The organism is Anaerovibrio sp. (assembly GCF_045637405.1).
Lineage (GTDB): Bacteria > Bacillota > Negativicutes > Selenomonadales > Selenomonadaceae > Anaerovibrio.
Map to the genome: position 1 here is coordinate 1 of NZ_JAZTZI010000139.1, position 25,937 is coordinate 25,937.

Sequence of the window (25,937 nt, forward strand, 5' to 3'; positions counted from 1 at the left end):
GGCTATGGCGTGGTTTTCTTTATACAAAAAATCAGCCCCCTCCGAAAGCAGCGGACACAAAGTTTAAATAAGAATATTAGTTGCCTTCTTCACTTGAATTAACAACAACAGCAACAGCACCGTCACCAGTAATGTTAACACAAGTACGGAACATATCCAGTACACGGTCGATACCAGCTACAAGAGCAAGACCCTCAAGAGGAAGACCTACAGACTGGAGAACCATTGCCAGCATGATAAGGCCAGCACCTGGAACACCGGCAGTACCAATGGATGCCAAGGTACCAGTTAAAACAACCATCATCATCTGTTCAAAACCAAGTGGAACACCATATACGTTGGCAACGAACAGAGTACAAACACCCATGTAGAGAGCAGTACCATCCATGTTAAGGGTAGCACCCAAAGGAAGTACGAAGGACGCAATTTCGCGTTTTACCCCTAACTTCTCCTGGCAGTTCTTCATGTTTACAGGCAAAGCTGCAGCAGAAGAACAAGTAGTGAATGCAATCATCATCTGCTCAGACATGCCCTTGAAGAAATCGATAGGGCTATGATTGCCGAAAATACGTGCCATGGTGGAATAAACACCAATAGCGTGAATTGCACAACCTACAGCTACGCAGACGATAACGGTAAGCAGCGGAAGCAATACCTTAGGACCATTTGCAGCTACTACAGGAAGCAGTAAGCAGAATACACCGATAGGAGCAAGATCCATTACAATGGCGATAACCTTGTAGCAAACCTCAGCACCTGCATCGAAGAACTTGATGAGAAGCTCCGCCCTCTCACCACCTACTTTTACGATACCTACACCGATAAAGAGCGCAAACACGATAGTTGGCAGAATAGCGGCTTTAGCCATAGAATCAATAGGATTAGAAGGAATCATGTCAAGGAGCACCTGCATAATATAAGGGGCTTCCTTAACCTTTGGCTGAGCACCGGCAACGAAGTCAGCACCTACACCAGGACCAACAATACCAGCTACCACAAAGCCGATGGTGATAGCAATGGCAGTGGTAAAGAGATAAATACCTACTGTCTTAAAACCGATACGGCCCAACTTTTTGGTATCACCTAAGCTGGTAATACCCACAACCAGGGAGAAGAATACTACTGGTACGATCATCATCTTGATCAGATTGATGAACATAGTACCAATTGGTGCAATCCACCATTTGATAAATGGCAGACCTGCTTCACCGGCAATCAAACCGACAATTACGGAGAGAACCAGTGAAATGAAGATTTTTACTGATAAGTTCATAAAAATACCCCTCCTTCTTAGATTATGTTAACCTATTTGTAGTATAACATAACAATATTATCTGTTTCAACTATATAATGCTTTTTTTCTATAGAAGCATAAATAATAATTATACTTTATATACTTTATTATATATAAATTGAATTTATTAACAATTATATTGTATAATGATTACATCAGGAAAGGAGTTTTGTCTATGGATTTAGAGATTATGGGATTTTTAGCCATTTTCGGGTTTTTGGGTGCATTTATTGATGCCGCAGTGGGTGGTGGTGGACTCATTACCATTCCGGCCCTTATGTGGACAGGACTTCCACCGGTTACAGTTCTGGGTACCAATAAAGTGGCTGCTTCCATGGGCTCAGTTTTCAGCTTTCTAACTTTTGTCCGCGCTGGAAAAATGGATATATCCCTTATGAAAAAGCTGTGTCCACTATCCCTTATCGGCTCATTTGCCGGTGTGTTATTAGTTCAACATATATCATCAGAATTCCTGCGTCCTTTGATAATTGTTATGCTGGTTTTGGTATTTTTTTATACTGTATTTAAAAAGGATTGGGGCAAGGATTCCAAACCACAGAAAATAACCGGTAAAAAAATGGTTTTATGCCTGATTATGGCTTTTACATTGGGCTTTTATGATGGCTTCTTTGGTCCGGGCACCGGCTCCTTTATATTATTTTCCTTCATTATGATAGGCTTTGATTTTATATTTGCCACCGGTAACGCCAAGGCCATGAACTTCGCCAGCAATATTGCGGCTGCAATTCTGTTTACGTACTTTGGCAGTGTGGACTTCACCTATGCAGTTCCCATGGGTGTTTTCATGATAATCGGTGCCGTTGCCGGCTCTAAAGTAGCCATATCCAAGGGCGTCAGCTACATACGGCCACTTTTCATCATCGTCACCGCCGTACTTATCGGAAAACAAATCATGACCATGTTTGGATGATTTCATCTTCCGTATGCAACTAGTATAAATATAAAAATAAACCCGCCGTAGGAGCCTCTCTACTCCATCGACGGGTTTTGTTATGCAATGAAAACTATTTCTCTTTATTTATATTTATGGCACCATTATCGGTTTCATATTTTTGGATACCCTTTATTACAAAATATTCTATTTGTGAATTTAATGAACGAAGCTCTAATTCAGAAATCTGCTTCAGTTTCGCGTGAGTGGATTCATCCAATCTAACCTGTAGTGCTATTCTACTAGAAGCCATAGTATAATCACCATCCTTATTAGTATCATAGTATAAGGATTATTATACCGATAGTTTCTTAATGGAATTATAATGTAGTTCAAATTGACTATTTAGTATCTAAATAGTATCATAATGATGTTATTAGGCTAAAGTAAACTATATTAAGTTATGGGCATGTAATTAAATATGAAAGGATGAAATATTGTGAAAAAAGGTATTCGTAATCTATGTGTTGCAGCTACCGCATCAGCGTTGTTGTTCTCTGCAACCCCAAGCGTTGAGGCAGGCATTAACTGGGGAAATATTGCCGGTAGTGTTATCGGAGCTATAGCTGGCAGCGGAAATAATAGCAGCGGCGGTAATAGCAGTGGCGGAAATATATTATCTGGGTTGTCTAATCAAAGCCACGCACATCCAAATCCAACAAATAATGAAAAAGCTTTTTTGCTAGCTATTACTAAAAATGACATCTCCACTGCACAAGCCCTGCTAGATTCAGGTATTGATATAAATGGTGTATATCTATTTTATGATGGTTTTTTAGAAGGAGAAGCAAACTATACCCCATTAGCTGTAGCAATTAAATATAATAAAAGAGATATGATGCAATTCCTTTTGGAACATGGCGCAGACGTGAATGGTTTTTATAATTTAAAAGGAAATTACGTTAACCATTTTGTTTATGCTGCTCATTATGGAGAGCAAGAGTTATTGGAATATTTACATAATTGGGGTGCTGACATAAATGGCAGACATTCAGATTCAAAAGAGAATGCCCTTGATAATATGTATAACACTAAATATGGCAGTAATCTACGCATAAATTGTGCTAAATATCTATTAGAAAATGGCATAAATCCAGATAATGTTCCAAAATCTGGGAAACCAATATTTACCCGTGCTGTAGAATACAAAGATTATGAAATGATTGATTTATTATATAGTTACGGAGCTGACATTACAATTAAAGATTATAAAGGAAGGTCTGCCGTTGACATTGCATTAAACAATCGTGATTTACAGCTATATAAATACCTACAAGAACTATTAGCCAAGGGCCAGCAGCCATCAAAATACCGTGCAGTAAAAGAAGCCGTTCAGGCAGAGGCCAAAGCAAAAAAAACTAGAAATGAAGAACTTGCTGCTTTTGGCAAAAATTTAAACAAAGCCGTACTTAGCTATAACGACTCAATAAAAGCATTTAATGACAATGCAGAAAAAATGCACAAATATCCTGTAAAAGACAGGGTAAATAAGGCCAATAAAATGCTTGCCAACATTAACCATGCCCTACAAATAATCGATGACAATAAAATTTCACTCAGTCATTGTACAACTGAGGAACAGGCTATTTTTAATGAATTGAAACAGACCACCAAAGACGCATTTTTAAAGGAAAAAGAGTTTATAGAAATTTTCACCTCTGAAAATGAATTGTCTCCTGACGACATTCTAAAAGCTGGGGAGCTTTCAGAAGAGGCAACTGAATTATGCAGAGTAGCCAACGAAAAGAAAAAGGCTGCCGAAGAATACCTTAAAACAAAGCTTTAATTATGGTTATTGCTAATTGTCTAAATAACATCACCTGATATGGAGGCAGTAAAATGAAATATACAAAACTTGTATCACTTATTTTATTGATTACGTCAATATGTTTAATAACATTTGGTTGTGGTATAAATAAGGATAAATTTGAAGGAACATGGTCCGGCATAGTTCCAAATTCAACTCGTTTTTTCAAGGAGCAGGAAACGTGGAATAGCATTGTAAGAGTTAAAATTGAAAAAAATGGTGATTCATCGTATTTGATAAAAATGGATACATTGTGTATAAAGGGGTATGTTGGTGATAAAGGCGAGAACGTAGTTGCCCATTGGGTGCATTCCGTTAATAAAAAGACTTATACTGCAACAGCAAAAGATAACATATTGACGGTTAATGGGCCGGAACATCTTACATACACTTTTCTGGAAAAAGATAATACATTGTTGATTCCGGAATGTTTTGGATTAAGCTCAGCCCCTATAACCAAGGATGATGATGGCAAATTGTATGAAAAATATAAAGATGATTTAGCTAAAGATTACCTTGATTCCAACGCAAATGATAAATACAATAGAACATATACAGTATCAGATAAAGTAGTTGAGAGATAATATTAACAGGCCGTCAGCCAAATTTGCGCTGACGGCCCTTTTATTCTGCCCAATCCTCTATTTGCAGTCCTTCAACACGGGAAAACTCACGAGTATTATGAGTCACCAGCGTCAAGCCTAATGCTCTTGCATGAGCAGCAATTAGCATGTCATTGCCACCAATAAGAAGACCTTTTGCTTGAAGTGTTTCTCTTATAGCGCCATATTCCAGTGCAGCTCCTGCATCAAAAGGAAGAACCTTTATACCAGTTAAAAACATCAATAGAGCTATACGGTTTATCTCTGGTTTAGAACTATGACAAATGCCATATTCCAATTCTGCCATGGTAATTGATGAAATGGAAATTTCAGAAGGGTCATGACTCAGCAAGCGTTGTAATACTTGAACAGGTCTTCTTCTTTTTGCGTATGCAATGATATTTGTGTCCAGCATATAATGAATCAAATAATCTCCTCCCGCTCCTCTACAGGTAATTTCTGTATTTCATCCGACAAAAAATCTTCTGTAAACATATCCAGGCTACTCAACAAGCTCTGCCAGCGTTCATCCTTTGGAAATAGAATTACAACATTTCCAATATGATTTACATACACCTCATCACCATTAAATCGACAGTTTTTAGGAAGACGCACGGCCTGGCTGCCACCATTGCTAAATAATTTTGCTGTATCCATAGTAATCATCTCCTTAATAAAAATATATACTAAAATATATACATTTGCAAGGAGATCCTTTGAAGATTGCCAACAACTAAATTATAGCATTCGTCACCCTTTAAATCTACTTTATATAATTCGTATTTTATAGCAATATAAAAGAGACTGTGGTAAAAATCTTAATTTCACCACAGTCTCTTTCTTATTTTACCTTATTTTCTTCAATGAGCTTTAGTTTTTCAACCCTGCTCAATTGTTTTATGTGCCATTCCCGACTCATAGCTGTTTCCTTATCTTTACATTCCTCAAGATAAACCAGCTTTACGGGAAGACGACCTCTGGTATACTTGCTGGCCTTGCCACTATTATGGGTGGCGAGGCGCCTTTCCACATCCGTAGTATACCCAGCATAAAGAGTACCATCAGCGCACTCCAATATGTAAGTGAAAGCCCTCATTTAGCTTACCTGCATATCCAGATAATTACTCAGCAGCCTTAATCTTAATGCTGTTGATAACCACCTCATGCACTGGACGATCCTGAACGCCAGTCTTGGTGTGACCGATTTCACGGACCACATCCATTCCCTTAACAACCTTGCCAAATACTGCATGGTGACCATCAAGCCAAGGAGTAGCTGCAAGAGTGATAAAGAACTGGGAACCACCGGTATTTGGACCTGCATTGGCCATGGACAGAATCCCCTCGCTGTCATGGCGGAGATCCTTGTGGAACTCATCCTTAATGGTATAGCCAGGGCCACCCATACCAGTACCAGTTGGGTCACCGCCCTGAATCATAAAGCCATCAATAATACGATGGAAGATAACTCCATCATAAAAGCCCTCTTCGCTGAGTTTAATAAAATTGCCAGTAGTATTAGGAGCCTTGTCCTCAAAAAGTTCAATTTCAAAGGTTCCCTTGTTGGTATCAAATACCGCAATACGATTTGCCATTTTTCCATTCTCTCCTTTTTCCTTGTCTGAAGCCATACAGCCAGTGGTCATAACCAGCAGAAGCATCATGGCCAGAGCTAAAATCTTTTTCATAATCTATGTACCTCCTTGTCCTTAACGGCTTTTCAGAGCTTCGAAGCCGTAATCAAGCAGCATAGCGCCTTCCGTAAATCTGGTATCAGTATCCTTTGAATGAAGGATTACCACCAGCACCTCTTCCCCATCACGCTGTGCCACCGCCATCAGACAGCCACCGGCAGCGTCGGTATAACCCGTCTTGCCACCAATGCACCCCTGATAATCAGTAAGAAGCTCATTGGTATTTTCACAATGAAGGGTTTCCCCCTGAGGATTTATACTGAAAAAAGTTTTTTCTGGAATAGCTATTATTTTTCTGAACTTTGGATTTTCCATAGCATAATGAGAAATAACAGCCAAATCCTTTGCTGTTGAATAATGCAAATTGGAAGTGAGACCATTGGCATTCTCAAAATGAGTTCTCTTTGCCCCCAACTCCTTGGCCTTGGCATTCATCATCTGCCAAAACTGCCATGCACTACCATTCCCTACAGCCTCAGCCAAAGCTGAAGCTGCCACATTGTCAGAAATCAACATCATCTGGGTCAGCATATCATACTGACGCATGCTCTGACCAGTATAGCAGTAAGAATATGGCTTCTGTCCAGCCCATGGACTCACAGTGATAATTCGGTCATCCCTATCATCCTCCAGCACCAATATAGCTGTCATTATCTTGGTAAGGCTTGCTGGATGCTCACTTTTATCACCATTTTTTTCATAGATGATTTCGCCTGTTTTATTGTCCATGACCACCACAGCATCGGCAGAAACCTGAGGAGCCGCCGGCATAACCCGCTGAGGCTGTTCCGTTTTCTTCTCCTTGCCATGGATTGCCCTTGCATAATCACTATGTACCACTGTCTTAGCTACAGCCATGGATGCCACAACAGAAATTACTGACATGGCCAAAAGCAATGTAACCGCCAAAACAGTTGTCTTTGTATCTTTCTTAAAAATCAAAACCTATCACCTATTTTTCCTGTCAATTCGTTGGCAAACCACCATAGTTAAACTTCTTGGCAGGCTCTTGTTCTTTCTCTTCACCGGTAATAATAATCCCCGGATCCTCAAGGTCCAGATTGGTATAAGTCCAGCTCAAAAGATAGCGATTTTCGGGCTCCATCTCTATAAGCATCTTTTCATTTGGTTCAGCAGGATTGTAGTAAATGTAATAAACATTACCGTCCAAATGCTTGTGCTCTGCCTTGCCAAATGCCTTGCTAAGACCAGCCCTGGTAGCACCATAGGTTACTCCATGAGGCCCCACATAATGCTTGCTTTTGCAGAACATTTCCACCACGTTTTTATTCATGGCATCCACATAAATTTTTTGATCAGCAGAATATGTATAGCGTATAACCTGGACGCCACGAAGATACATATCAGTATCAAAATCAGGCTCCCCCAGCTTTTCCACCATAGTATCGTAGCTGTCCCCAAGTCTCAAGCCTTTAAACTGGAAGTCCTCCGGATTTGCCGCCAAAGCAACAGAGGAGATAATCATTAAAAGCAGGAATAACATCAGCCCTGCTTGGAAGCCTTTTGTTTTCATCATTAAAATATCACCTTACTTAGTCAAGGAAGTCCCCTTGTCCACAACCATATCAATCCATTCCTCATGGAAGCCTGCATCCATCAGCACTTCCTCAAGGGATGTAAGACGATGCTGGGTAAGGAACATGGATACTCGTTCCTTTTCAATGGACTTCTCCATGTAAAAATCCTGACCCTCAGAAGACTCATCCGGGAAGGCCACAGTATATTCATGATATTCCTCGTCAGACATGGAATCTGGCAGACTACAGGAATGGGCCACATTCGCCTTCCATGCAGGTGTCTGCTTTTCCAAAAGCTGCTTTGCTTCATATATTATAGGCTGAATGGTATCCCTATACTCCTGCAGAGCATCCTCCACAGCCTTGGTATCCTGCATAATCACTGCGCAAATAAGATCACGAAGGCTTTCTCTGGTAGACAGATCAAACTGCATCAGATAAGATGACTCTGTAATACCATCCAACCATTTTTGCAGGCTGTTGGTCATATACTTCTTTGCCTTGGCGGCCATAAGCTCATCCTGCATGTGAAGCTCGTGGCACAAATTATAGATGTGCTGGCCATCCTCCTGGGATTCCATAATATCCTTCTTGGCACATTCACTGCATATACCTATTATATGATAGGTAAACGGCTGCTCCATCAATTCCCAATTTGCCGGAAAATCCAGTCCCAAATCCTCATAAACCTTTTTCTGGGCAGCAATACGGCTCTTGGAAAAATAAGTGATACCATCGTTGTCATTACGATATTTAACAGTGAACTCACCCTTGCATTTTGGGCAGTGATACATCTTGTCCACTAGCTTTACCCCAACATACATAGCATCATTTGGCTTATAAAATCCATAAGGCATTGCATCTATAAATGCGTAATTATATACGCTCATGAGATTATCGGTAATTCTTGTCATGTCTATTTCTGGCATCGTCTTTCTTACACCTCGTTAAAAAATTCACTTGAATATTATACCCCAACTGATGATTTTTTGCCATAAGCAATATTTTGATGCGTACTTCTAATTTCCTATTTTTCTGCCTTTAAGGATATTTTAATGATGACTATGATATAATAAATGAAGTAAATAAATAAAATTATAAGGGGCGATTTTAATGTTTAATTTTAAAAAGAAGCTTTCCAAACTCATTGCCAGTGCCATGCTGGTGACTATGCCTATCTTTGCCGGTGCTCCTTCCCAGGCTGATGCAAACTGGCTGGAAGCGGCCATAAATGTAGGTATTGCAGGCTATCAGATGTCTGAGTATAACAAACAGATCGACAAAATCAATAATACCGAGGAAGGTAGACAGCAGTTATATGCTCAGATGAAGGAAAAACAGGGTGTTGACAGTGACCCATATCTTAATCAGCGACTTGATAGTATAATGTCCAACCTTTCCACTGCTGTGGCTGTAACAGAGCCTGCTATCAACGAAAAGCCTTTCCTTTATTTTATTAACCCAAGCAATGAATTTAACGCTGCCTGCTCCTTGGGCCATGTAATGACTGTAAATGCCGGTATCTTCGATTTATTGCGCACTGATGACGAGGTAGCTGTTGTACTGGGCCACGAAATGTCACACGGTATGCGTGATCACGTGGTTAAGGGCTTCAAGAAGTCTGTACCAGTAACCCTCATTGCCACTGCCATTGCTTCCAATACTAATGGTGTGGGCATAGCCGTAACCAATGTAGTTGCCAACTACGTGGATAAGGTTCATATTACCAAGCCTATGGAGTGGGAAGCAGATAACATTGCCTTCCAATACATGGCAAATTCCCACTACAATTTAGGTGCCTGTGCCGCAGTATGGCAGCGCGTAATTGAAAAATCAGGCAGTGATAAAATGACCGGTGACATCTTCTCAGTTTCCGATCATCCATCCCATGCTGAACGCCTTGAAAACTACGTGAAGAAAATGAAGGAATACAGTGGTAACAAGGTTGATGTTAAGGGCAACGCCGTTTATGTCAACGATAAGGAATTTATCGTTCCTGCTGCTACCGAGGAAATGTCTGAAAAGGTTCGTGCCTACTATGTAGCCGGCAATCTTGCCAGAGCCTTCCACGATAACGGCGGTGTTGATGCCACTACCTACAATGGTACTGTTTACATGGGCAACCAGGGTATAATCACCTCCCTGAACACCGATGCCTCTGCCGAGGAAATTGCAAATAAACTTAACAGCATCAAATAATAAAAAGAAAAAGGACTGTGTCAAACGATACAGTCCTTTTAATATGCCTTGGAGGTGACACCCAGATTCGAACTGGGGAATAAAGGTTTTGCAGACCTTGGCCTTACCACTTGGCGATGTCACCATAATAAAAAAATGGAGCGGAAAACGAGACTCGAACTCGCGACCCCCACCTTGGCAAGGTGATGCTCTACCAACTGAGCTATTTCCGCACATTTATTATCAATATTAAGTTAAAACCTTAACTCTCTATCTCTCACAGTTAGTGATTATAGCATTTATGCTGGTTCCGTGTCAAATGCAATTTTAAAAACGCCACTATCATTTTTTATTATTTTATTATGACATAAATCCAATGTACAATATTTTGCACATCCTGATAAAACTAAAAAACGGCTTAATCACCGGATAATCCGTGACTAAGCCGCTTTTATCTGCAGGTTTTCAAACCTTTATATCATTTCAATACTGGAAGCTCCACCAGGACGAATGGTCAATGAGTATACCCTAAAGAGGTCTAATCCCATCCAGTAATCCTCAACACCATTGTCATATACTACCTTTACATCCCAATACTGTACTCCATCTTTTGGGCTAAAGCCAAGAAAGATGTCCTGACCTGGATAGAGAACATTGTTAGGTCCCAGCTCATCCTGATAAATCCAATCATTTTCATTAGTTGGACTTAAATAAATGTAGGTAATAACCTTACCAGTGCCATTTACCAGAGTAAAATCCTGGCTTCCGGCAAAAGCTGTCCCCTGAATACCAACTGCCATAACTACGGCTACCAAGAAAACCTTTAATACATTTAATACCCTCATGTTTTATCCTCCTTTTGTATATATAAAAATAAACAACAATTTGATATGGAGCTTACTTTCCTTTCAACTCCTATTACATCCATATATACGATTGAGTATTATATCTGTTACAGTTTTCTATAAATCATATAAGAGGTAATAATTATTCTCGCCCTAAAATTTGTCGCATAGTGCCCATGGCCCTAAAAAGAATAACACCTACATTAGCCGAAGATATTCCAAGAATTTCTGCTATTTCCTTATTACTCAAATCTCCCCAAAATTTCAATTCAATAATTTGCTGTTCTCTTTCAGAAAGTTTTCCAAGGGCCAATAATAACTCTTTCTTTCCCTCCTGCTCCAATAGCTGTCCATCCGGTCCATCCTTCTCATCCACCTTAGGTGAAAACACATCATCCCATTCAACATTTTGCCGATGGCTTTGCCAACGATAATAATCCGTCAAAGTGCGGGTTGCTATCCGACTCAACCAAGTCGCAAAAGAAGCCTTGGTACTATCAAAGGTATCTAAATGAGTTACCATCTTTTCAAAAACATCACTGACAATATCATCGGCAGTGGCAGCATCCTTTACCCTGACATAAATTAAATTATATATACGAGGAAAAAAATGTTCATATAGCTCATCAAAAGCCAAATCATCCTGCAGAGCTTCCTTGGCTATAATATTCCAATCCTTTTCTTCCATGCTTTCCCACTCCTATGCCACTTGCCGTCTTACCAGCTGTGCAAAAATTCCATTTTTGGCTACCAATTCATCATAGGTGCCACTTTCCACCAGTGAGCCCTTATCCATCACCAAAATTCGGTCACACTCCTTAATGGTGGACAGACGATGAGCTATTACCAGTCTGGTTGTTTTCAACTTATTCAAGCTTTCCGTAACAATGGACTGAGTGCGATTGTCCAAAGCACTAGTAGCTTCATCAAATATTAATATGGCAGGCTTGGCCGCCAGGGCTCTGGCGATCATTATTCGTTGACGCTGACCGCCGGATATATTCTCAGAGCCTTCACTGATTACAGTATTCATTCCCATAGGCATCGCACGAATATCGTCAGCAATACCCGCGGCTTCAGCAGCTGCCCAGGCATCATCCTGAGTAAGTGCCGCCTGCCCCACAATATTAGTGAAAATATCTCCGGACATAAGCTGCCCATTTTGCAATACTACACCCATTTGGGAACGAACCGACGGCAGTGACAATTCCGCCAAGGACTGTCCATCGTAATAAATTGCTCCGCTTCTAGGTTTCTCAAAGCCCAACAGCAAACGCACAAGCGTGGATTTGCCACAACCTGAATGCCCCACTATAGCCACATTTTCACCTGCTGCAACCTGAAAGCTTATATCGTGAAGCACATCTTTATTATCCTCTCCATAAGCAAAGGATAAATGACTCACCTCTATGCCTCCGGATAACGGATCAGCCTCCACTTTATCAGTAGTATTTTCCGGTATTTCCTCCAGGATCGGCCGCAAATTTTCTATATGAGGCTGTATTGAGAAAAATTTCCCAATTAACGGAATCACGGAATTCAATGTGGAATTAAATGCCGTAAACGCCGCCTCAAAGGCCAAGAACTGAGCATAGCCAATACCAATAATCACCTTTTCAGTATCGGCAGCAGCATGGGATGAATCCTGCAGTCCATAAACTGCAAAATAATACAACGCCATGGTCAGAATAAAGGGCTGAGCCGCACCTATAATACTATTATAATTGTTCTGCCATCTTAAGGCTAGATTCCAACGCCAAGTTTCACCAAAAACTTTGCTCCAAAGATTATACGCCTGCTCCTCTGCACCATGAACGCGAAATTTTCCTAAGCCTGCAAATATTTGCTGAACTAGTCCAGCCTCAGCATTGGTAGCAGCTATCAGTTTACGTTGATAACTCAGTACCCTCCAATAAATTACCACAGTTATGACACACCAAACAGCCCAAATCACAACTGCCACGCCTGTTAGCTTTAGGCTGTACCAGCACATTAAAAGCAAGCTCCAAAAAGAAAAAAGTGTGTTAAATACTGTTGACACAAAGGTTCCGCTAAGCACTTCTTTTATGGCTTCAAAGCCTCGCATACGACTGGCCAGCTCACCGGTGGTAAATCTGCGGAAAAATTTCTCCGGCATATTTAGAAGTCGTCCCCACAAGGCCGCTTCTACGGACATATCCAGTCTTGAACCAATTCGTATAACTGATACTGACCGAATCATGCTAAGTGCCGCCATAGTAAAACTTGTTACCATAAGGACCTGAGTAACTGATACCAGCCCTTCTCTATCCATAATAGGTATTATATTTTGGAATACTGTTTCTGTTATAACAGGAGTTATCAGGGGAATAATACCGGCAAAAAAGCTTACCACCAAAATTGTCCGATAGTCGATACGCCAGCACTGACGGAACATAAACCGCAGCAAATCCCTAAAAAGCATTTTGCGCCGTGGAAAACCGGCATAGCACAAAAAGGCATCCATATCCAGCTTCTCAGCCTCGGCTTCAGTTATTTTAATGCCATCCGGCATAGATTTGGTAACAAGCCTGTAATGCCCAGGTGCCTGGGGTATTATGGCCGCCATTTCCTTTTTTGCACCATAATATCCTATCATAGTGCCACAATCCTTTGTATACCAGTTTTTTTCCAGCTTAATCAAACGTAACTGAACATTTGCCTTTTGAGCCACCCGCCGAATGAGGCCAATGCTATCCAGCTTCTTCACTCTTTCAGGTGGAATACTTATATCCGATTGCCCCATGAGCAGGGATTTCTGTACCAAATGTATAATAAAGCTGGCCTCCTCCAGATTTTTGGTACGTTGCTCTGTATTCCGTTCCTCATAGAATATCTCTTCTTCTCCCAATAGGTTATCGATAGCATCACTAACCAACCGTTCTTTTTGGTGGCTGATAATATTCTGTCGACGCTCCAGTCGCTTATCGGCAGACAAAAAGCGAATACCCTGTAGCATTGAGAAGATTCGCTGTTTTTCTTCAAAGCACTTTAATAAATCGCTGGATGAAGCAATATTTTCATCCAGCAGCATACCATTCTGGTCCAGGCTGTTATCACCTAAATCAGCCAGGCTTTTTACCCATCGAATGCCAGAAAGCTGCTTAAACCAGTCCTGCATTTGCGGGTACAAGGCTTCCTTGGAGATGTTAGCTAATTTTTCTACTTGAAGCTGACAGTCCTCCAGCGCATATATGAGTATATCTATTTCCCCAAATTCATCAAATGCGGGAAAAACTGCCTGTCCCGCCTTTAATAGAAAAAGGTATTCCTGACGATATGATTCCTGACTTGCCGTAACGGCATAGACTTCAACCACGCCCTGCTGCACCAGCAAATATTCATCTTCATTTTTTAATCGCCAGCGTTTTCCAGCTTGTAGTTCCATATATCACAACTCACTAAAAATATTATTTACTGTCCCGTTCTTCAATCAATCTACGATACGGGCCATCGTGCTTCATCATATCACGATGACGTCCCCTCTCCACCACTTGACCATTTTCAAGAACAATTATTTCATCTGCGTCCCGAATAGTAGACAGGCGATGCGCAATAATAACACAGGAGCAGCCACGATGTCGGATATTTGTAAGCACCTGCTCCTCAACAACCGGATCCAAAGCACTGGTAGCTTCATCCAGTATTAACAGGGAAGGATTAACTGCCAACGCCCGGGCTATTTCCAGTCGTTGACGCTGTCCTCCGCTAAAATTCAGTCCACTTTCTGCCACCCTGGCATCATATCCGCCATCCAGCTGAAGGATATCATCATGGATGCAGGCATCCATTGCTCCATGTATAATATCACTTTGCCTTAAGGAGTCATCAAAAAGCGATATATTCTGTGCTACAGTTCCAGTTATCTGAAAGATGTCCTGGTCCACAGCTGCCAAGGATGAGGTTATTACATTGCGGGGTATTTGGCGACGGGGTTTACCATCAAAAAGCACCTGTCCATCCCATTCCTCATATAATCCCGTAATGAGCTTGGCTACCGTGGATTTACCACTGCCGGATGAGCCCACGATGGCCACCCAATGTCCCGGCTTTAAATGAAGATTAAAATCCTGTAATAATGGTGGCTCCAACGGACTGTAACCAAATGATACATGCTCCATGGTCAGCTCACCGGACAACCGCTTTTTTGCTTCAATATTTGATATTCCTTCTGATGGATTGGTACCAAAGCTATATTCTTCTCCATCTGGATAGTTTAGTGTATCAATACCATAGCTCCGCACATCATTAAGTCTCTGCATCTGCATTTCAGTAGTCTGAAGGCTGGTATAAAGACCAGTCAGATTATTTACAGGAGCCTGAAAATTCGTCATTAAATGCTGAAAGGCTACGAACATACCTGCCGTCATGGCTCCATCCATAATGGAAAAGCCACCAAAGGTCATTATAAGAGCTCCATTCAAGCCAGATAACAGGGTGGGCAGCATGGTCACGGACAACATCCAGATTTGGGTCTCCTGCATACCATTTAATACCTTTGCCCTGTATCCCGCCCATTTCATGAAGAAATCGCCTTCATTACCATTGGCCTTGATACTGTCAATCATGGTGAGACCATTTATACTTACACCATATTCCTTGCCTGCATCCTGCTGTATGCGCATGGTCAAATCCGTTAGGTGTCGGCGTGTCAGCAGAAGAACCCCAATATTCATCAATAGAAATATAATACCAATAAGGGTAAGAGTAACGTTGTATTGTAATAACAGCAATAAAAAGAATAGTGCTACAAATCCATCCAACACTGCAGTAGCAGCACTGCCGGATAAAACTCCTGCCACAGCCTCATTCATGCTGATGCGCCCTGCCACCTCCGCAGCATATCGCTGATGAAAGAACTGCATAGGCAATCTCAATAAATGCCAGAAAAAACTGGAAGAATCTGCCAATGTCAATTTCCGCTGCCAGTAGGTCAAAAGCACGGAACGAAGCCAAGTCAACACCGCCGACACCACAAAGGATATCGTCATAGCCAAGCATAAATTCGGCATCCAATCCGGGTGTTTATTAGTTAATATTTCATCCAAAAATATCTGGCTGAAAACTGGTGATGCCAATCCAGGAATAATCATAAAAAAACCTAGCAAAATGAGGAAACACATTCCCCATTTGTCCTGCCACAGCTTTTCTCCCACAGCCTTAAATACATTGTACCGATGCCCCTCTGGCTTAAAATTAGGGCCTGGCTTAATGGCAAGGGCAATTCCCGTGTACGAATAGAGAAACTCCTCCCAGTCCACAGTACGGCGTCCTAGAGCCGGGTCATTCAAATATACCTTGTCATTAATGATTCCCTCCAGAACCACAAAATGATTGAATTCCCAATGAATAATCAGAGGATACTCCGGCTCTTCACGTATATTTTCCGCATCCCAGCTATAACCGTGAACCTCACAATTACGCCTTTTTGCCGCCCGCAACATATTGCTGGCCTTGCTACCATCACGATTTACACCGCATTCAGCCCGCAGCTTTTCTAGGGGAATCCACAAGCCATAATGAGCCAATATCATGGCCAAACATGCGGCACCGCACTCGGTGGCCTCCATCTGCAATATGGTTGGCACCTTTACCCGATTTCCCTGTCCAATATGAAGTTTATTTAAGAACTCAAAGGCCATATGACTCACCTATTCCGCAGCCATTGGCTGATTTTATAAAATACTTTTTCAATAGGAGGACGGCGTTCAATAATAATAGAACCAGTGCAAAAGCTACCTGCTGACACTGGTCTGTGAGGTCCCACTACAGAGGTCCACAAATACCCTGAAGGAGAATTTTCATCCCTTACAAGTATGAAACGCACCTCCATTACTGCCCCCTGTCCGCTGGACATAAGACGCTGAGACAATTCCGGATTGCCAATCTGCTGTTCAACTGACTTTAAGGATACAGGATAGCTGGATACAGTGCGCACTACCCCCACCAGGCTTCCGGATTCCTGCGCATCAACGCCGCTTGGTACTATCTGAATAGTCTGACCGGTTTCTATGCGTTTACCCTTGTCCACCGGAACATACAGCACTCCCATTAAATCAGCATTCTTTTGGGTAAGCCGAACACTACAGATAGGACTGCCACTATCAATAATACTCCCCTTACGAACCATCACTTCATCTACTACACCATCATAATCACTGGTCACATCCCTGGCCATTTGCTGCTTATACAGCTTTGCCCGATACTGATATACCTGACTGGAGGTATCACGCATATTGCTGGCCAACTCTGATTCAAACTTTGCAATATTGGTGTCCGCGGACTGGTCTGAGTGCTCCAGTCTGGCAATTAAATCCCCTTTCTTAATTTGGGAACCTTCCCGCACATAAACACCGGCCACTTTTCCCCCTGCGACATGGGTAACATTAGTAACACCGCCATAATCAATAATCATTCCAACACCATCAGCCCTGACAGTGAGAGAACCGAAAATTGACCATATTACAACTGACAGCAACAGTAAACCCACAGCCAACAATCCCATCCAACCAATAGGGGTGGTTATGGGCAAGAGGGCATCCAATCTGTCCGGGGAACGTAGTTTATCTAAAGCCGCCCGGCTAAATAATTTGCTACCATCTGTCATGATCAGTTATCCTCCAATACAATATCAATCTGCGTTCCTTCCTCTATTCCCTCTGTATCTGAAGTAATAACTATATCTCCAGCCTGAAGTCCCGATTTTACTTCAACGTATTTGCCATCGGTTACACCGATTTCAACATTCCGTACAGCCAAGCGGCCATCCTCCTCCATCACAGCCACCTGGGTTTTATTTTCATCTGTAAATGCTCCCACTGGTATCGACAAGCATTTATGTGGCAAATTGGAGTGAAGGCATAGCTTGCTGTATGCTCCAGGCTCCAGCAAGCCCACCCTGTTATCTATGCTCCATACCACCTGACGTATAGAGGCGGGTTCATTTAAATCAGGGGTAATCTTCTCCACCTTTGCACGAAAGACCTGATCCTCCCCCAAATTTCCAGAAGACAAATTTGCTCCATAGGATTTATTAAGTCCCTCGCCGTCTCTTAGGGTAAGATCAAATTCCCGCCCCACATAAAGGCGCTTGGTATATGTATCCTTTAATGTGGAAGTAAAATTAAGATGAGAAAAATCTCCTACCAAAGCTACCGGAGTACCAGCCTTAACATAAGCTCCCACCGTATGATAAAGACTTAATACCTCACCATCAATCGGTGAATTTATAATTTCACGTGACTGCCTTACCAAAAGCTGCTCCCGTTGCGCCTCAAAATTGGACAGTCGAGCCTGAGCTGCCTTGTATGCAGCCTCCGCTTCGTCGAATTTCTCCAGAGAAATAGCATGACTTTCAAGTAATTGGCTATAACGGTTATAGGCATTTCTTGCCTTTACCAGCTGGGCTTCCGCCTCAAAAATATCACTGTTAGCCTGTCGTATCTTAAGCGGTATATCCTCATCAAGCAGCTGTATAATAGGATTTCCTCTGTCAACATGGCTATTTTTTTCGACAAACAACTGTATTACCCGACCATTCTCCAGAGCCACTACATCCGTCATATCCTTTGAATACAGGTTTACCAAATCCAGTTCAACAACAGGCATTAAATTTCGTTCCTGAACTTTAACACCAGTCAGTGGCAGATGATGATTTGACATGCGCTCGGCGATCTGATTTTCACCACGATTATTTAAATAAACACTATAGCCAAACAATGTTACAATCAGCGTAATAATAATGCCTACCCCTAAGTAGAAGTATATTTTCATTGTAAATCCCCACAATTTTTAGATTTTTTTGTAATATCCCTGCCCATGAGTCGTATGTTATGGTAAAATAAGAACTACTAAAAAGATGGGAGTGAATATTATGAGTATCCAGGACGAATTAATGAATACGGATTTTTCACACCTCAGCAATGTTAAGACCAGTCTCAAGGCCCATCTCCATGAAATGCGCAAGCAAAAGAGGGAACTTTCTTGGGAAGAACTGGATGAATTAGCTGCCGCTGGCGGTAATAATCCAATGAATCCTATGATTACGAAGAAACCTTTGTAATTTATTTTGAATAAATAGGCAAATATATTAATAAAGGACTGTGGACGCTATTGAGTGCCTACAGTCTTTTTTGTATAAATGCCTCCGCTTAATATTATAAAAAAATTCATTATATTTTCCAAGTTTTTTTAGTCTATTTTTAATAGCATAAAAACAGAATCAGACCATATTTTAAAAGACTCCCAGATGATTTTTAACCATCTGGGAGTCTGCATATATTTTATTATTTCTTCAGCTTATCGAATTCTTCTCTTGTGAGATATGAATCCTGAGTACCCTTGCGGGTTACACTAAGAGAAGCGTACTGGGAAGCCTCTTTCATAGCCTCCGGAATATTCTGGGTACGGGAGTAGTTCTCCACGAAGCAACCAATAAAGGAATCACCGGCACCAGTGGTATCCACTGCATCGACTTTAACAGCTGGTACTACCAGATAATCATCCTTGGTAAGCCACATGGATCCCTTGGAACCCATAGTAACGATTACATTCTTTAAGCCTTTATCCACCAAGGTCTGAGCAGCAGCCTTAATCTCCTCAAGAGTATTGGTTGGCATACCAGTCAGAATAGACAGCTCAGTTTCATTAGGAACGAAGAAATCACAAAGACAAGCCTTCTCAATAGAAAGCTCCTTGCTGGCTGGAGCCGGGTTAAGGAGAACTGGCACATTGTGCTTTTTGCCCATGTCAATGGCGGCGTAAACCGTCTCCAACGGAACCTCCAGCTGCAACACTATAAGTCCACATTCCTTCAAAGCCTCCTCAGCATCCTCAATGACCTCAGGAGTAAGGCAGGCATTGGCCCCCTTATGAATGAGAATACGATTCTGTGAAGACTCATCAACCAAAATAGTTGCCACACCATTGGCTACACCAGTGGCAGTCCAAACATAATCTGTATTGATGTTATTCTCCAGGAAATTATCCATGGACTTTTCACCGAAAAGATCATCGCCAATCGCTGTAACCATCATTACATCTGCACCTAATTTGCCGGCAGCCACAGCCTGATTCGCCCCCTTGCCACCGCAAGCGGTATGAAAGCCAGTGGCTTCCCTCGTCTCACCAGCCTCAGGAATTTTATCAGTGTAGGATACAACATCCATATTTGTTGAGCCAATAACTGCAATCTTCATATAATCACCTTATTTTTTCAATTTACCCACGCTGCCCCTGATAACCAGATTATTATAAAGTCTGGTACATGAATGGGCCTCGTCGCGGTTTTGTATCTGCTCCACCAGACGACGAACAGCAAGGCGTCCCATGGCCTTGATATCCACACTTATGGTGGTAAGTCCAGGAGAGAAGGCCTCTCCCAAAGTAATGTCATCGAAGCCGATTATAGATACGTCTTCAGGGATTGAAAATCCGTTTTTCTGCAGTGCCTGCATGGCCCCTAAAGCAATCATATCATTATCAGCAAAAAAAGCGGTCGGCATTTCTCTGCCTTCTGCAATGTAACGGTTCAGCCCCTCAAAGGCCCCCACCACATTTGGTTTTACATTAAACACCAGATTCTTGTCCAGACTGAAACCATTTTCCCACAATGTCCTGGTAAAGCTCCGTCCCCTGGCAATGAAGTTTCTGATACGGGTATCCCCCTGGAGATAGCCAATTTTGGTGTGGCCATTCTCCAGAAGATACTTTACTGCCCTTGCTACAGAATCTTCATTATCCATAAGAACAGTATCAAAATTCAGAGATTCAAAATAATTATCCACCATTACCAGCGGAATGCTGGCATCCTTAAAGATTCGGGCATCCTCCTCATTCATTTCGGTGCCCACCAGCAATACCGCCGACGCTGTGTCATTAAAAAGATCACGGACATTGTCCTCAAAATCGCTATGATGTCGGTAAAGATTGACAATAGAAACATCGTAGCCCGAGCGCCTGCTTTCAGCCTCAATACTGTCCAGCAGGGTGGAAAAAAATGGTGATTCAGTAAAGACCTCTCCACTGTCGCGGTAAGTAACCATCTTGATTCGCTTTATTTTTTCATCCTTGATATACCCGTTTTCCCGGGCTATCTTGATTATTTTTTCAGCTGTATCCTTATTTACTCCCCGCTTGTTACTAAGGGCATTGGAAACCGTTGCTACAGAAAAACCAGATAATTCACTGATTTTCTTTATATTTACCTTCATAGCAGTCCCCTTTAAAATACTACTCCTGCCCTCAAAATAACATTTGCATAAGGACTAAACTCACCGGTACGGATAGCGAATTTCACCTGTGCAGAAAATTCCTTTAAAGCATCATGAGGCATGGATTCATGCTCAATACCAGGGAGCTTCTCTCCAACATAAGCCTTAAGCTCCGGATTTTTATCGTCCATCTCATCTGCCAAAAAATAGTATTCTACTTCCATCTCAGTAAGCAGGGCATCAAGGGTCTGCTTAAATGTTGGAATTCCAGGAACAAGTGCCATATCTACAATAGTGACGCCGTCAGGAATCGGCATCCCGGCATCACCAATCATAACCAAATCCTTGTGACCTAAACCAGCAACCAGATAGGAAAGGTCAGCATTTAAAATACCAGTTTTTTTCATAATAATCGCCTCGTAGCTTTCTGCTTTCAAATTAGTCCTTGGACTCGTTGCGGGCCTGGAGAGCCATTTTAGCCTCCATATTGCGCTGGAACTGGTCGATAATTACGGCCAGGATAATTACAAGGCCCTTGATAATCATCTGCCAGAACTCTGATACACCGCACATAACCATACCATCGGAAATAACACCGATAACGAAAGCACCGACGATGGTTCCGCCAATAGTACCGATACCACCAGCCATGGAAGTACCACCAAGTACAGCCGCAGCAATGGCGTTCATTTCCCAGGTTTCACCGGTGGCAGGATGTGCTGCCTCCAGCTGGGATGCAGTAATAAGACCTACGATAGCGGCGCATACTGCAGAGAAAATGTATACCAGGATTTTAACCTTATCAACCTTTACACCGGAAAGCTTTGCAGCCTTCTCATTACCACCGATGGCAAAGATGTGCCAGCCAAATACGGTCTTTTTCAAAAGGATATGAGCGATAATAGCAATTACCACCAAAATCAAAGCACCAACAGGAATCTCAGCAATACGCCTGCCGAAGAAGCTGAAGCCAGTATTTCCCAGAGCCTCATTACCAGCAAGGCTGGAATAGGTTGCACCGTTGGAGTGAAGCATTGCCCAACCACGGGCCATGTACATGGTACCCAAGGTTGCAATAAATGGAGCTACACCAAATTTGGTAATGATGATACCATTTAGCCAACCAATAAAAGCACCGACGATAATGGTGAGAATAACTACCATTGGAACGCTGAAGTAAAGGGTTACTCCGGCAAACTGGAGAGTTACACCATTCTGAATCATACCGCCGGCAATCATGCCGGCCAAACCAACCACGGCACCTACTGACAAGTCGATACCGCCCGTAATAATTACGTAGGTCATGCCAATAGCCAAAATACCATAGAGTGCTACGTGCTTAGCCAACAGCAGCAAGGTATTAGTAGAAAGGAAATTCTCATTTGCAACGCTGAAGAAAATCAGCAGGAGCACCAATACAATCAAGGTACGGCCCTTCAGGAGGGTCATCATCAATGATGTTTTATCTTTAAACATTTTAAGTTATCCACCCTTCTTTAATTCTTCTTCCCAGAGTTATGCCCCTCATAGGAAGCCATAACCAGTCTGTCCTCAGTGATTTCATCTCCTGCAAGCTCTGCAGTCTTGATACCGTTGGAGAGAACGATGATGCGGTCTGCAATGGATTTAATCTCCTCCAGCTCAGAGGAAACAACCAATAATGAAAGACCTGCATCGGCGAAATGATTCATTATTTCAAATACATCTGTTTTGGCACCGATATCGATACCACGGGATGGCTCATCCAGAAGAAGAATCTTTGGATTAGTCATGATGCCCTTACCAATAACTACCTTCTGCTGATTACCACCAGACAGGGAAAGAATTGGCAGGCGCTTATCAGCAACCTTAATGTGGATTTCATCGATTATCTTGTCAATATTGGATTCTTCCTCATTACTCTTGAGGAAAATTCCCTTAGCATAATTTTTCAAGCTGGACAAGGACAGATTCTTACCAATGTCCATAGTCTGAACAAGACCTTCGCGCTGTCTGTCCTCCGGAATAAGGGCAAAGCCGCGGTCGATCTGCTCGGTGATACTGTTAATCTTCAAGGTCTCACCGTTAAGTATAACCTCACCGGTGTGCTCTGGGCGAAGACCCATAATACACTCGAATATCTCAGTACGTCCGGCACCCATAAGTCCGTAAATACCAAGGATTTCACCCTTCTTAAGCTGGAAGCTGACCTTATCAAGGAGCCAGCCGCCACCCTTCTTAGGCAGTGACAAATCCTTAACCTCAAGAACAGTCTCCCGCTTAGACCAATCAATATTACCAGCCCGCTTAGGATAGCTCTTTCCCTTACCTACCATTTTTTGCACAATCCAGGAAATATCAATGTCCTTAACGGCTGCACTATCAACCAGCTTACCATCACGAAGAACAGTTACATAATCACCAATCTGCATGATTTCTTCAAGACGATGGGAAATATAGACGATGGAAATACCTTCTGCTGTCAGCTCACGCATAATCTTAAAGAGAACCTGTACCTCCTGCTCACTAAGGGAGGATGTAGGCTCATCCATAATCAGGATTTTAAGATCATCCTGAATCAGATTACGGGCAATCTCAATCATCTGCTGCTGGCCTACGCGCAGATCGCCTACGATAGTATAAGGATCAATTGGATGCTGGAGCTTTTCCATTATCCGCTTGGTTTCCTTTACATGATATTCATTGTCCAGACCAACGGTGCCCTTTTTGCGCTCCTTGGCCATAAAAATATTCTGATATACCGCAAGGTTAGGGAACAAATTCAGCTCCTGATGAATAATGCCGATACCATGTTCTCTGGCCTCAGTTACATCATCAAAATGAACCTTCTCCTCACCCATGAACAGCTCGCCTTCAGACTCCTGCTCAATTCCGGCTATGATTTTCATAAGGGTGGATTTACCAGCACCATTTTCACCGATGAGTACGTTTACCTTTCCCTTGTACACATTGAAGGAAACCTCATCCAAGGCTTTGGTACCAGGATAAATCTTGCTGATTTTTTCAGCATGAAGGCAAACATCAGGCCCATTTGTTATATTGACTGCCATTTGCAGTTGCCTCCTTTACTTAACAATTAATTCTGCTGGGGTTACAAGAATTTCATCTGGCTTATCAACAGTGAATGCACCAGTGAATTCGATGGTCTTGCCCTTAAGCTCAGTAACCTTTGCAGGGGCAATTACATCCTTTGCCACAACATCATGAATGCTCTGTGATATTTTAGCCCAATCTACCTGATTGGTGTAATCTTCGTACTTAATAAAGCTCAGGCTGTCACGGATAGCTGCGCCCTTGAATACGCTGCCGATCTGGAGCTTAACCACCATTGGCCCATCATAGCCATCCAACTGAACAACCATATAACCAGCTTTCTTTTCGGTGTTAACTTCAGTAACCTGACCCTTGCCCTTTACTACAAAGCTCAGCTCACCGGAATCACCCATGGAATACTTGCCGTACTTGCTTGCTACGGACTTTAAAGTGCCATTAGCCTCAGTAAGAAGCTTTGGCAGCTCTACTGCCTTTTCCTTCAGCTCTGGAACCGCCTGGGACTCCCAAATAGCCTCAACGGACTCAGCAGCATTAAATGCCTTGTTGCCGGTAACCTCATCCTCATGACCGATCTGCACTACCTTAACGCAGCCAGTGAGAGAAAATACCATTACCAGACAGATCATTAAAATTAAGCTAATTCTCTTCTTCATAATTGTATACTCCTCGTTTTCCAATTTTCTAAGGAAAGAGGGTGAACCGCCTATTGTCCACCCTCACCTTTGCTTTTTATACCTTAAGAATTACTCTTTGTATACGAAAGTCTTGAGCTTATCAACATTCTTTGCAGTAATTGCAATGCAGTCTACAAGCTGCTTCTCATCGAGACCAGTGGAACCAGTCTTGAGGTACTTATCAGCCTGCTCAACTGCCATTTCAGCGATCTTTGCAGCCTGCTGCAGTGCAGTACCGGTCATATCGCCAGCCTTAATTGCAGCAGCAGCCTCATCGGAACCATCAACGCCGATAATAGCAATCTTGCCCTGGAGGCCTGCATTCTTAACAGCTGCTACAGCACCAACAGCCATGGTGTCGTTACCGCAGATGATACCCTTGATGTTAGGGTTGGACTGGAGAATAGTCTCAGTCTTCTGGAAACCTTCCGTCTGCTCCCAGTTTGCAGTCTGCTGAGCAACCATCTTCATGTCCTTGTACTGATCAATAACCTCATGGAATGCCTTGGAACGAACGCCTGCATTAGTGTCGGACTCCTTACCGAGTAACTCAGCATATTCGCCCTTTTCACCCATCTTCTCAACGAATGCCTCAGCAATAGCCTTTGCACCCTGATAGTTGTTTGCTACAATCTGGGAGATTGCAACACCGCTAGCATTAATCTCGCGGTCAATCAGGAAAGTAGGGATGCCAGCCTCACGAGCCTTCTTAACAGCTGCTACAGTTGCATCAGCACCTGCGTTATCGCAGATAATTGCAGCAGCCTTGTCGGAAATAGCATTCTCGAACAGCTCAGACTGCTTTGTTGCATCGTCATCATGAGATACCATCTTTACTTCATAACCAAGAGCCTTTGCCTTTGCAGCTGCTGCATCAGCCTCAGTCTTGAAGAATGGATTGGAATGAGATGGAGTGATGATATAAATAATGTTGGAGCCGCCTCCCTTAAGAGCAGCCTTATCCCCTCCATCAGCAGCTTTCTTGTCTGCACCGCAGCCAGCAATCAGCATCATCATCATGCAAAGAGATGCTACTATTGCCAAAACTTTCTTGAACTTACCCATCTTAT

27 protein-coding genes and 2 tRNA genes are annotated in these 25,937 nt (G+C 42.4%); 5 read left to right on the forward strand and 24 right to left on the reverse strand.

The features are described from left to right. Positions 1-76 precede the first annotated feature (76 nt). Positions 77-1,273, reverse strand: a complete 1,197-nt coding sequence (locus ACKI5G_RS09760; protein WP_407399900.1) for a dicarboxylate/amino acid:cation symporter — start codon at positions 1,271-1,273, stop codon at positions 77-79. A gap of 196 nt (positions 1,274-1,469) precedes the next feature. On the opposite strand from ACKI5G_RS09760, the gene ACKI5G_RS09765 reads away from it, so the two are divergent. Beyond that, positions 1,470-2,225 carry a TSUP family transporter gene (locus ACKI5G_RS09765; protein ID WP_407399901.1) on the forward strand — a complete coding sequence of 252 codons (756 nt, stop codon included), beginning with the start codon at positions 1,470-1,472 and terminating at the stop codon, positions 2,223-2,225. Between the two features lie 94 nt (positions 2,226-2,319). On the opposite strand, the gene ACKI5G_RS09770 is transcribed toward ACKI5G_RS09765, so the two are convergent. Then, a complete protein-coding gene (locus tag ACKI5G_RS09770; RefSeq protein WP_407399903.1) occupies positions 2,320-2,499 on the reverse strand; it encodes a hypothetical protein in 180 nt (59 codons plus the stop codon). A 186-nt stretch (positions 2,500-2,685) separates the two neighbouring features. Here ACKI5G_RS09770 and ACKI5G_RS09775 point away from each other — a divergent pair, with 186 nt between their 5' ends. Together ACKI5G_RS09775 and ACKI5G_RS09780 are read left to right on the forward strand one after the other, a co-directional pair. Then, a complete protein-coding gene (locus ACKI5G_RS09775) occupies positions 2,686-4,032 on the forward strand; it encodes an ankyrin repeat domain-containing protein (protein ID WP_407399905.1) in 1,347 nt (448 codons plus the stop codon). Positions 4,033-4,085: 53 nt separating this feature from the next. Next, positions 4,086-4,637: a hypothetical protein gene (locus tag ACKI5G_RS09780; RefSeq protein ID WP_407399907.1), complete on the forward strand. Its 552-nt coding sequence runs from the start codon at positions 4,086-4,088 to the stop codon at positions 4,635-4,637. A gap of 40 nt (positions 4,638-4,677) precedes the next feature. On the opposite strand, the gene ACKI5G_RS09785 is transcribed toward ACKI5G_RS09780, so the two are convergent. From ACKI5G_RS09785 to ACKI5G_RS09815, 7 genes are all read right to left on the reverse strand, one after another. Then, positions 4,678-5,082 carry a type II toxin-antitoxin system VapC family toxin gene (locus tag ACKI5G_RS09785; RefSeq protein WP_407399909.1) on the reverse strand — a complete coding sequence of 135 codons (405 nt, stop codon included), beginning with the start codon at positions 5,080-5,082 and terminating at the stop codon, positions 4,678-4,680. Continuing rightward, positions 5,079-5,312, reverse strand: coding sequence for an antitoxin (locus ACKI5G_RS09790; RefSeq protein ID WP_407399911.1), 234 nt, complete (start codon positions 5,310-5,312; stop codon positions 5,079-5,081). The genes ACKI5G_RS09785 and ACKI5G_RS09790 overlap by 4 nt, the downstream gene beginning before the upstream one ends. 184 nt (positions 5,313-5,496) lie before the next feature. Beyond that, positions 5,497-5,751 carry a GIY-YIG nuclease family protein gene (locus tag ACKI5G_RS09795; protein ID WP_407399913.1) on the reverse strand — a complete coding sequence of 85 codons (255 nt, stop codon included), beginning with the start codon at positions 5,749-5,751 and terminating at the stop codon, positions 5,497-5,499. Positions 5,752-5,776: 25 nt separating this feature from the next. Next, entirely contained in the window at positions 5,777-6,301 is a 525-nt protein-coding gene (locus ACKI5G_RS09800) for a peptidylprolyl isomerase (protein WP_407399969.1), read from the reverse strand. A gap of 63 nt (positions 6,302-6,364) precedes the next feature. Next, positions 6,365-7,291, reverse strand: coding sequence for a D-alanyl-D-alanine carboxypeptidase family protein (locus tag ACKI5G_RS09805; RefSeq protein WP_407399915.1), 927 nt, complete (start codon positions 7,289-7,291; stop codon positions 6,365-6,367). Positions 7,292-7,313: 22 nt separating this feature from the next. Continuing rightward, complete coding sequence (locus ACKI5G_RS09810) at positions 7,314-7,886, reverse strand: hypothetical protein (protein WP_407399917.1); 573 nt, start codon at positions 7,884-7,886, stop codon at positions 7,314-7,316. Between the two features lie 12 nt (positions 7,887-7,898). Further along, a complete protein-coding gene (locus ACKI5G_RS09815; RefSeq protein WP_407399919.1) occupies positions 7,899-8,816 on the reverse strand; it encodes a hypothetical protein in 918 nt (305 codons plus the stop codon). 184 nt (positions 8,817-9,000) lie between these two features. Here ACKI5G_RS09815 and ACKI5G_RS09820 point away from each other — a divergent pair, with 184 nt between their 5' ends. Beyond that, complete coding sequence (locus ACKI5G_RS09820; protein ID WP_407399921.1) at positions 9,001-10,086, forward strand: M48 family metallopeptidase; 1,086 nt, start codon at positions 9,001-9,003, stop codon at positions 10,084-10,086. Positions 10,087-10,135: 49 nt separating this feature from the next. Here ACKI5G_RS09820 and ACKI5G_RS09825 read toward each other — a convergent pair. The 8 genes from ACKI5G_RS09825 to ACKI5G_RS09860 form a co-directional block, all read right to left on the reverse strand. Then, positions 10,136-10,210 (reverse strand) — tRNA-Cys (locus ACKI5G_RS09825). 12 nt (positions 10,211-10,222) lie between these two features. After that, positions 10,223-10,298, reverse strand: a tRNA-Gly gene (locus tag ACKI5G_RS09830). A gap of 240 nt (positions 10,299-10,538) precedes the next feature. Then, the gene (locus tag ACKI5G_RS09835; protein ID WP_407399923.1) at positions 10,539-10,910 is read right to left on the reverse strand and encodes a hypothetical protein; all 372 of its coding nucleotides are present in this window, start codon (positions 10,908-10,910) and stop codon (positions 10,539-10,541) included. 142 nt (positions 10,911-11,052) lie between these two features. Then, positions 11,053-11,598: an RNA polymerase sigma factor gene (locus ACKI5G_RS09840; RefSeq protein WP_407399925.1), complete on the reverse strand. Its 546-nt coding sequence runs from the start codon at positions 11,596-11,598 to the stop codon at positions 11,053-11,055. A gap of 12 nt (positions 11,599-11,610) precedes the next feature. Beyond that, the gene (locus ACKI5G_RS09845) at positions 11,611-14,316 is read right to left on the reverse strand and encodes an NHLP bacteriocin export ABC transporter permease/ATPase subunit (protein ID WP_407399927.1); all 2,706 of its coding nucleotides are present in this window, start codon (positions 14,314-14,316) and stop codon (positions 11,611-11,613) included. Positions 14,317-14,338: 22 nt separating this feature from the next. Beyond that, positions 14,339-16,570, reverse strand: a complete 2,232-nt coding sequence (locus tag ACKI5G_RS09850) for an NHLP family bacteriocin export ABC transporter peptidase/permease/ATPase subunit (RefSeq protein WP_407399928.1) — start codon at positions 16,568-16,570, stop codon at positions 14,339-14,341. A gap of 5 nt (positions 16,571-16,575) precedes the next feature. Next, positions 16,576-17,535 carry an NHLP bacteriocin system secretion protein gene (locus tag ACKI5G_RS09855; RefSeq protein WP_407399930.1) on the reverse strand — a complete coding sequence of 320 codons (960 nt, stop codon included), beginning with the start codon at positions 17,533-17,535 and terminating at the stop codon, positions 16,576-16,578. Positions 17,536-17,537: 2 nt separating this feature from the next. Beyond that, positions 17,538-18,701, reverse strand: a complete 1,164-nt coding sequence (locus tag ACKI5G_RS09860; RefSeq protein WP_407399932.1) for an efflux RND transporter periplasmic adaptor subunit — start codon at positions 18,699-18,701, stop codon at positions 17,538-17,540. Between the two features lie 100 nt (positions 18,702-18,801). Between ACKI5G_RS09860 and ACKI5G_RS09865 the strand changes: the two genes are divergently transcribed. After that, a complete protein-coding gene (locus tag ACKI5G_RS09865; RefSeq protein ID WP_407399934.1) occupies positions 18,802-18,990 on the forward strand; it encodes a hypothetical protein in 189 nt (62 codons plus the stop codon). 223 nt (positions 18,991-19,213) lie between these two features. Here ACKI5G_RS09865 and rbsK read toward each other — a convergent pair whose 3' ends face one another. The 7 genes from rbsK to ACKI5G_RS09900 form a co-directional block, all read right to left on the reverse strand. Beyond that, complete coding sequence (gene rbsK / locus ACKI5G_RS09870) at positions 19,214-20,125, reverse strand: ribokinase (RefSeq protein WP_407399936.1); 912 nt, start codon at positions 20,123-20,125, stop codon at positions 19,214-19,216. A gap of 9 nt (positions 20,126-20,134) precedes the next feature. After that, positions 20,135-21,139: a substrate-binding domain-containing protein gene (locus ACKI5G_RS09875; protein ID WP_407399938.1), complete on the reverse strand. Its 1,005-nt coding sequence runs from the start codon at positions 21,137-21,139 to the stop codon at positions 20,135-20,137. An 11-nt stretch (positions 21,140-21,150) separates the two neighbouring features. Continuing rightward, positions 21,151-21,546 (reverse strand): D-ribose pyranase, encoded by a 396-nt coding sequence (rbsD, locus tag ACKI5G_RS09880; protein WP_407399940.1) that lies wholly within the window; start codon positions 21,544-21,546, stop codon positions 21,151-21,153. A gap of 31 nt (positions 21,547-21,577) precedes the next feature. Continuing rightward, complete coding sequence (locus ACKI5G_RS09885; RefSeq protein ID WP_407399942.1) at positions 21,578-22,615, reverse strand: ABC transporter permease; 1,038 nt, start codon at positions 22,613-22,615, stop codon at positions 21,578-21,580. Between the two features lie 20 nt (positions 22,616-22,635). Further along, the gene (locus ACKI5G_RS09890; RefSeq protein ID WP_027396106.1) at positions 22,636-24,189 is read right to left on the reverse strand and encodes a sugar ABC transporter ATP-binding protein; all 1,554 of its coding nucleotides are present in this window, start codon (positions 24,187-24,189) and stop codon (positions 22,636-22,638) included. Between the two features lie 15 nt (positions 24,190-24,204). After that, positions 24,205-24,846, reverse strand: a complete 642-nt coding sequence (locus ACKI5G_RS09895; RefSeq protein ID WP_407399944.1) for a DUF2291 domain-containing protein — start codon at positions 24,844-24,846, stop codon at positions 24,205-24,207. Between the two features lie 90 nt (positions 24,847-24,936). Continuing rightward, positions 24,937-25,932, reverse strand: a complete 996-nt coding sequence (locus ACKI5G_RS09900; protein WP_027396108.1) for a D-ribose ABC transporter substrate-binding protein — start codon at positions 25,930-25,932, stop codon at positions 24,937-24,939. Positions 25,933-25,937: the final 5 nt, after the last annotated feature.

Coding starts and splice junctions, on each gene's coding strand:
- ACKI5G_RS09760 (WP_407399900.1), bottom strand. CDS start 1,273: ATGAACTTATCAGTAAAAATCTTCATTTCACTGGTTCTCTCCGTAATT.
- ACKI5G_RS09765 (WP_407399901.1), top strand. CDS start 1,470: ATGGATTTAGAGATTATGGGATTTTTAGCCATTTTCGGGTTTTTGGGT.
- ACKI5G_RS09770 (WP_407399903.1), bottom strand. CDS start 2,499: ATGGCTTCTAGTAGAATAGCACTACAGGTTAGATTGGATGAATCCACT.
- ACKI5G_RS09780 (WP_407399907.1), top strand. CDS start 4,086: ATGAAATATACAAAACTTGTATCACTTATTTTATTGATTACGTCAATA.
- ACKI5G_RS09790 (WP_407399911.1), bottom strand. CDS start 5,312: ATGGATACAGCAAAATTATTTAGCAATGGTGGCAGCCAGGCCGTGCGT.
- ACKI5G_RS09795 (WP_407399913.1), bottom strand. CDS start 5,751: ATGAGGGCTTTCACTTACATATTGGAGTGCGCTGATGGTACTCTTTAT.
- ACKI5G_RS09800 (WP_407399969.1), bottom strand. CDS start 6,301: ATGACCACTGGCTGTATGGCTTCAGACAAGGAAAAAGGAGAGAATGGA.
- ACKI5G_RS09810 (WP_407399917.1), bottom strand. CDS start 7,886: ATGATGAAAACAAAAGGCTTCCAAGCAGGGCTGATGTTATTCCTGCTT.
- ACKI5G_RS09815 (WP_407399919.1), bottom strand. CDS start 8,816: ATGCCAGAAATAGACATGACAAGAATTACCGATAATCTCATGAGCGTA.
- ACKI5G_RS09820 (WP_407399921.1), top strand. CDS start 9,001: ATGTTTAATTTTAAAAAGAAGCTTTCCAAACTCATTGCCAGTGCCATG.
- ACKI5G_RS09835 (WP_407399923.1), bottom strand. CDS start 10,910: ATGAGGGTATTAAATGTATTAAAGGTTTTCTTGGTAGCCGTAGTTATG.
- ACKI5G_RS09840 (WP_407399925.1), bottom strand. CDS start 11,598: ATGGAAGAAAAGGATTGGAATATTATAGCCAAGGAAGCTCTGCAGGAT.
- ACKI5G_RS09845 (WP_407399927.1), bottom strand. CDS start 14,316: ATGGAACTACAAGCTGGAAAACGCTGGCGATTAAAAAATGAAGATGAA.
- ACKI5G_RS09850 (WP_407399928.1), bottom strand. CDS start 16,570: ATGGCCTTTGAGTTCTTAAATAAACTTCATATTGGACAGGGAAATCGG.
- ACKI5G_RS09855 (WP_407399930.1), bottom strand. CDS start 17,535: ATGACAGATGGTAGCAAATTATTTAGCCGGGCGGCTTTAGATAAACTA.
- ACKI5G_RS09860 (WP_407399932.1), bottom strand. CDS start 18,701: ATGAAAATATACTTCTACTTAGGGGTAGGCATTATTATTACGCTGATT.
- ACKI5G_RS09865 (WP_407399934.1), top strand. CDS start 18,802: ATGAGTATCCAGGACGAATTAATGAATACGGATTTTTCACACCTCAGC.
- rbsK (WP_407399936.1), bottom strand. CDS start 20,125: ATGAAGATTGCAGTTATTGGCTCAACAAATATGGATGTTGTATCCTAC.
- ACKI5G_RS09875 (WP_407399938.1), bottom strand. CDS start 21,139: ATGAAGGTAAATATAAAGAAAATCAGTGAATTATCTGGTTTTTCTGTA.
- rbsD (WP_407399940.1), bottom strand. CDS start 21,546: ATGAAAAAAACTGGTATTTTAAATGCTGACCTTTCCTATCTGGTTGCT.
- ACKI5G_RS09885 (WP_407399942.1), bottom strand. CDS start 22,615: ATGTTTAAAGATAAAACATCATTGATGATGACCCTCCTGAAGGGCCGT.
- ACKI5G_RS09890 (WP_027396106.1), bottom strand. CDS start 24,189: ATGGCAGTCAATATAACAAATGGGCCTGATGTTTGCCTTCATGCTGAA.
- ACKI5G_RS09895 (WP_407399944.1), bottom strand. CDS start 24,846: ATGAAGAAGAGAATTAGCTTAATTTTAATGATCTGTCTGGTAATGGTA.
- ACKI5G_RS09900 (WP_027396108.1), bottom strand. CDS start 25,932: ATGGGTAAGTTCAAGAAAGTTTTGGCAATAGTAGCATCTCTTTGCATG.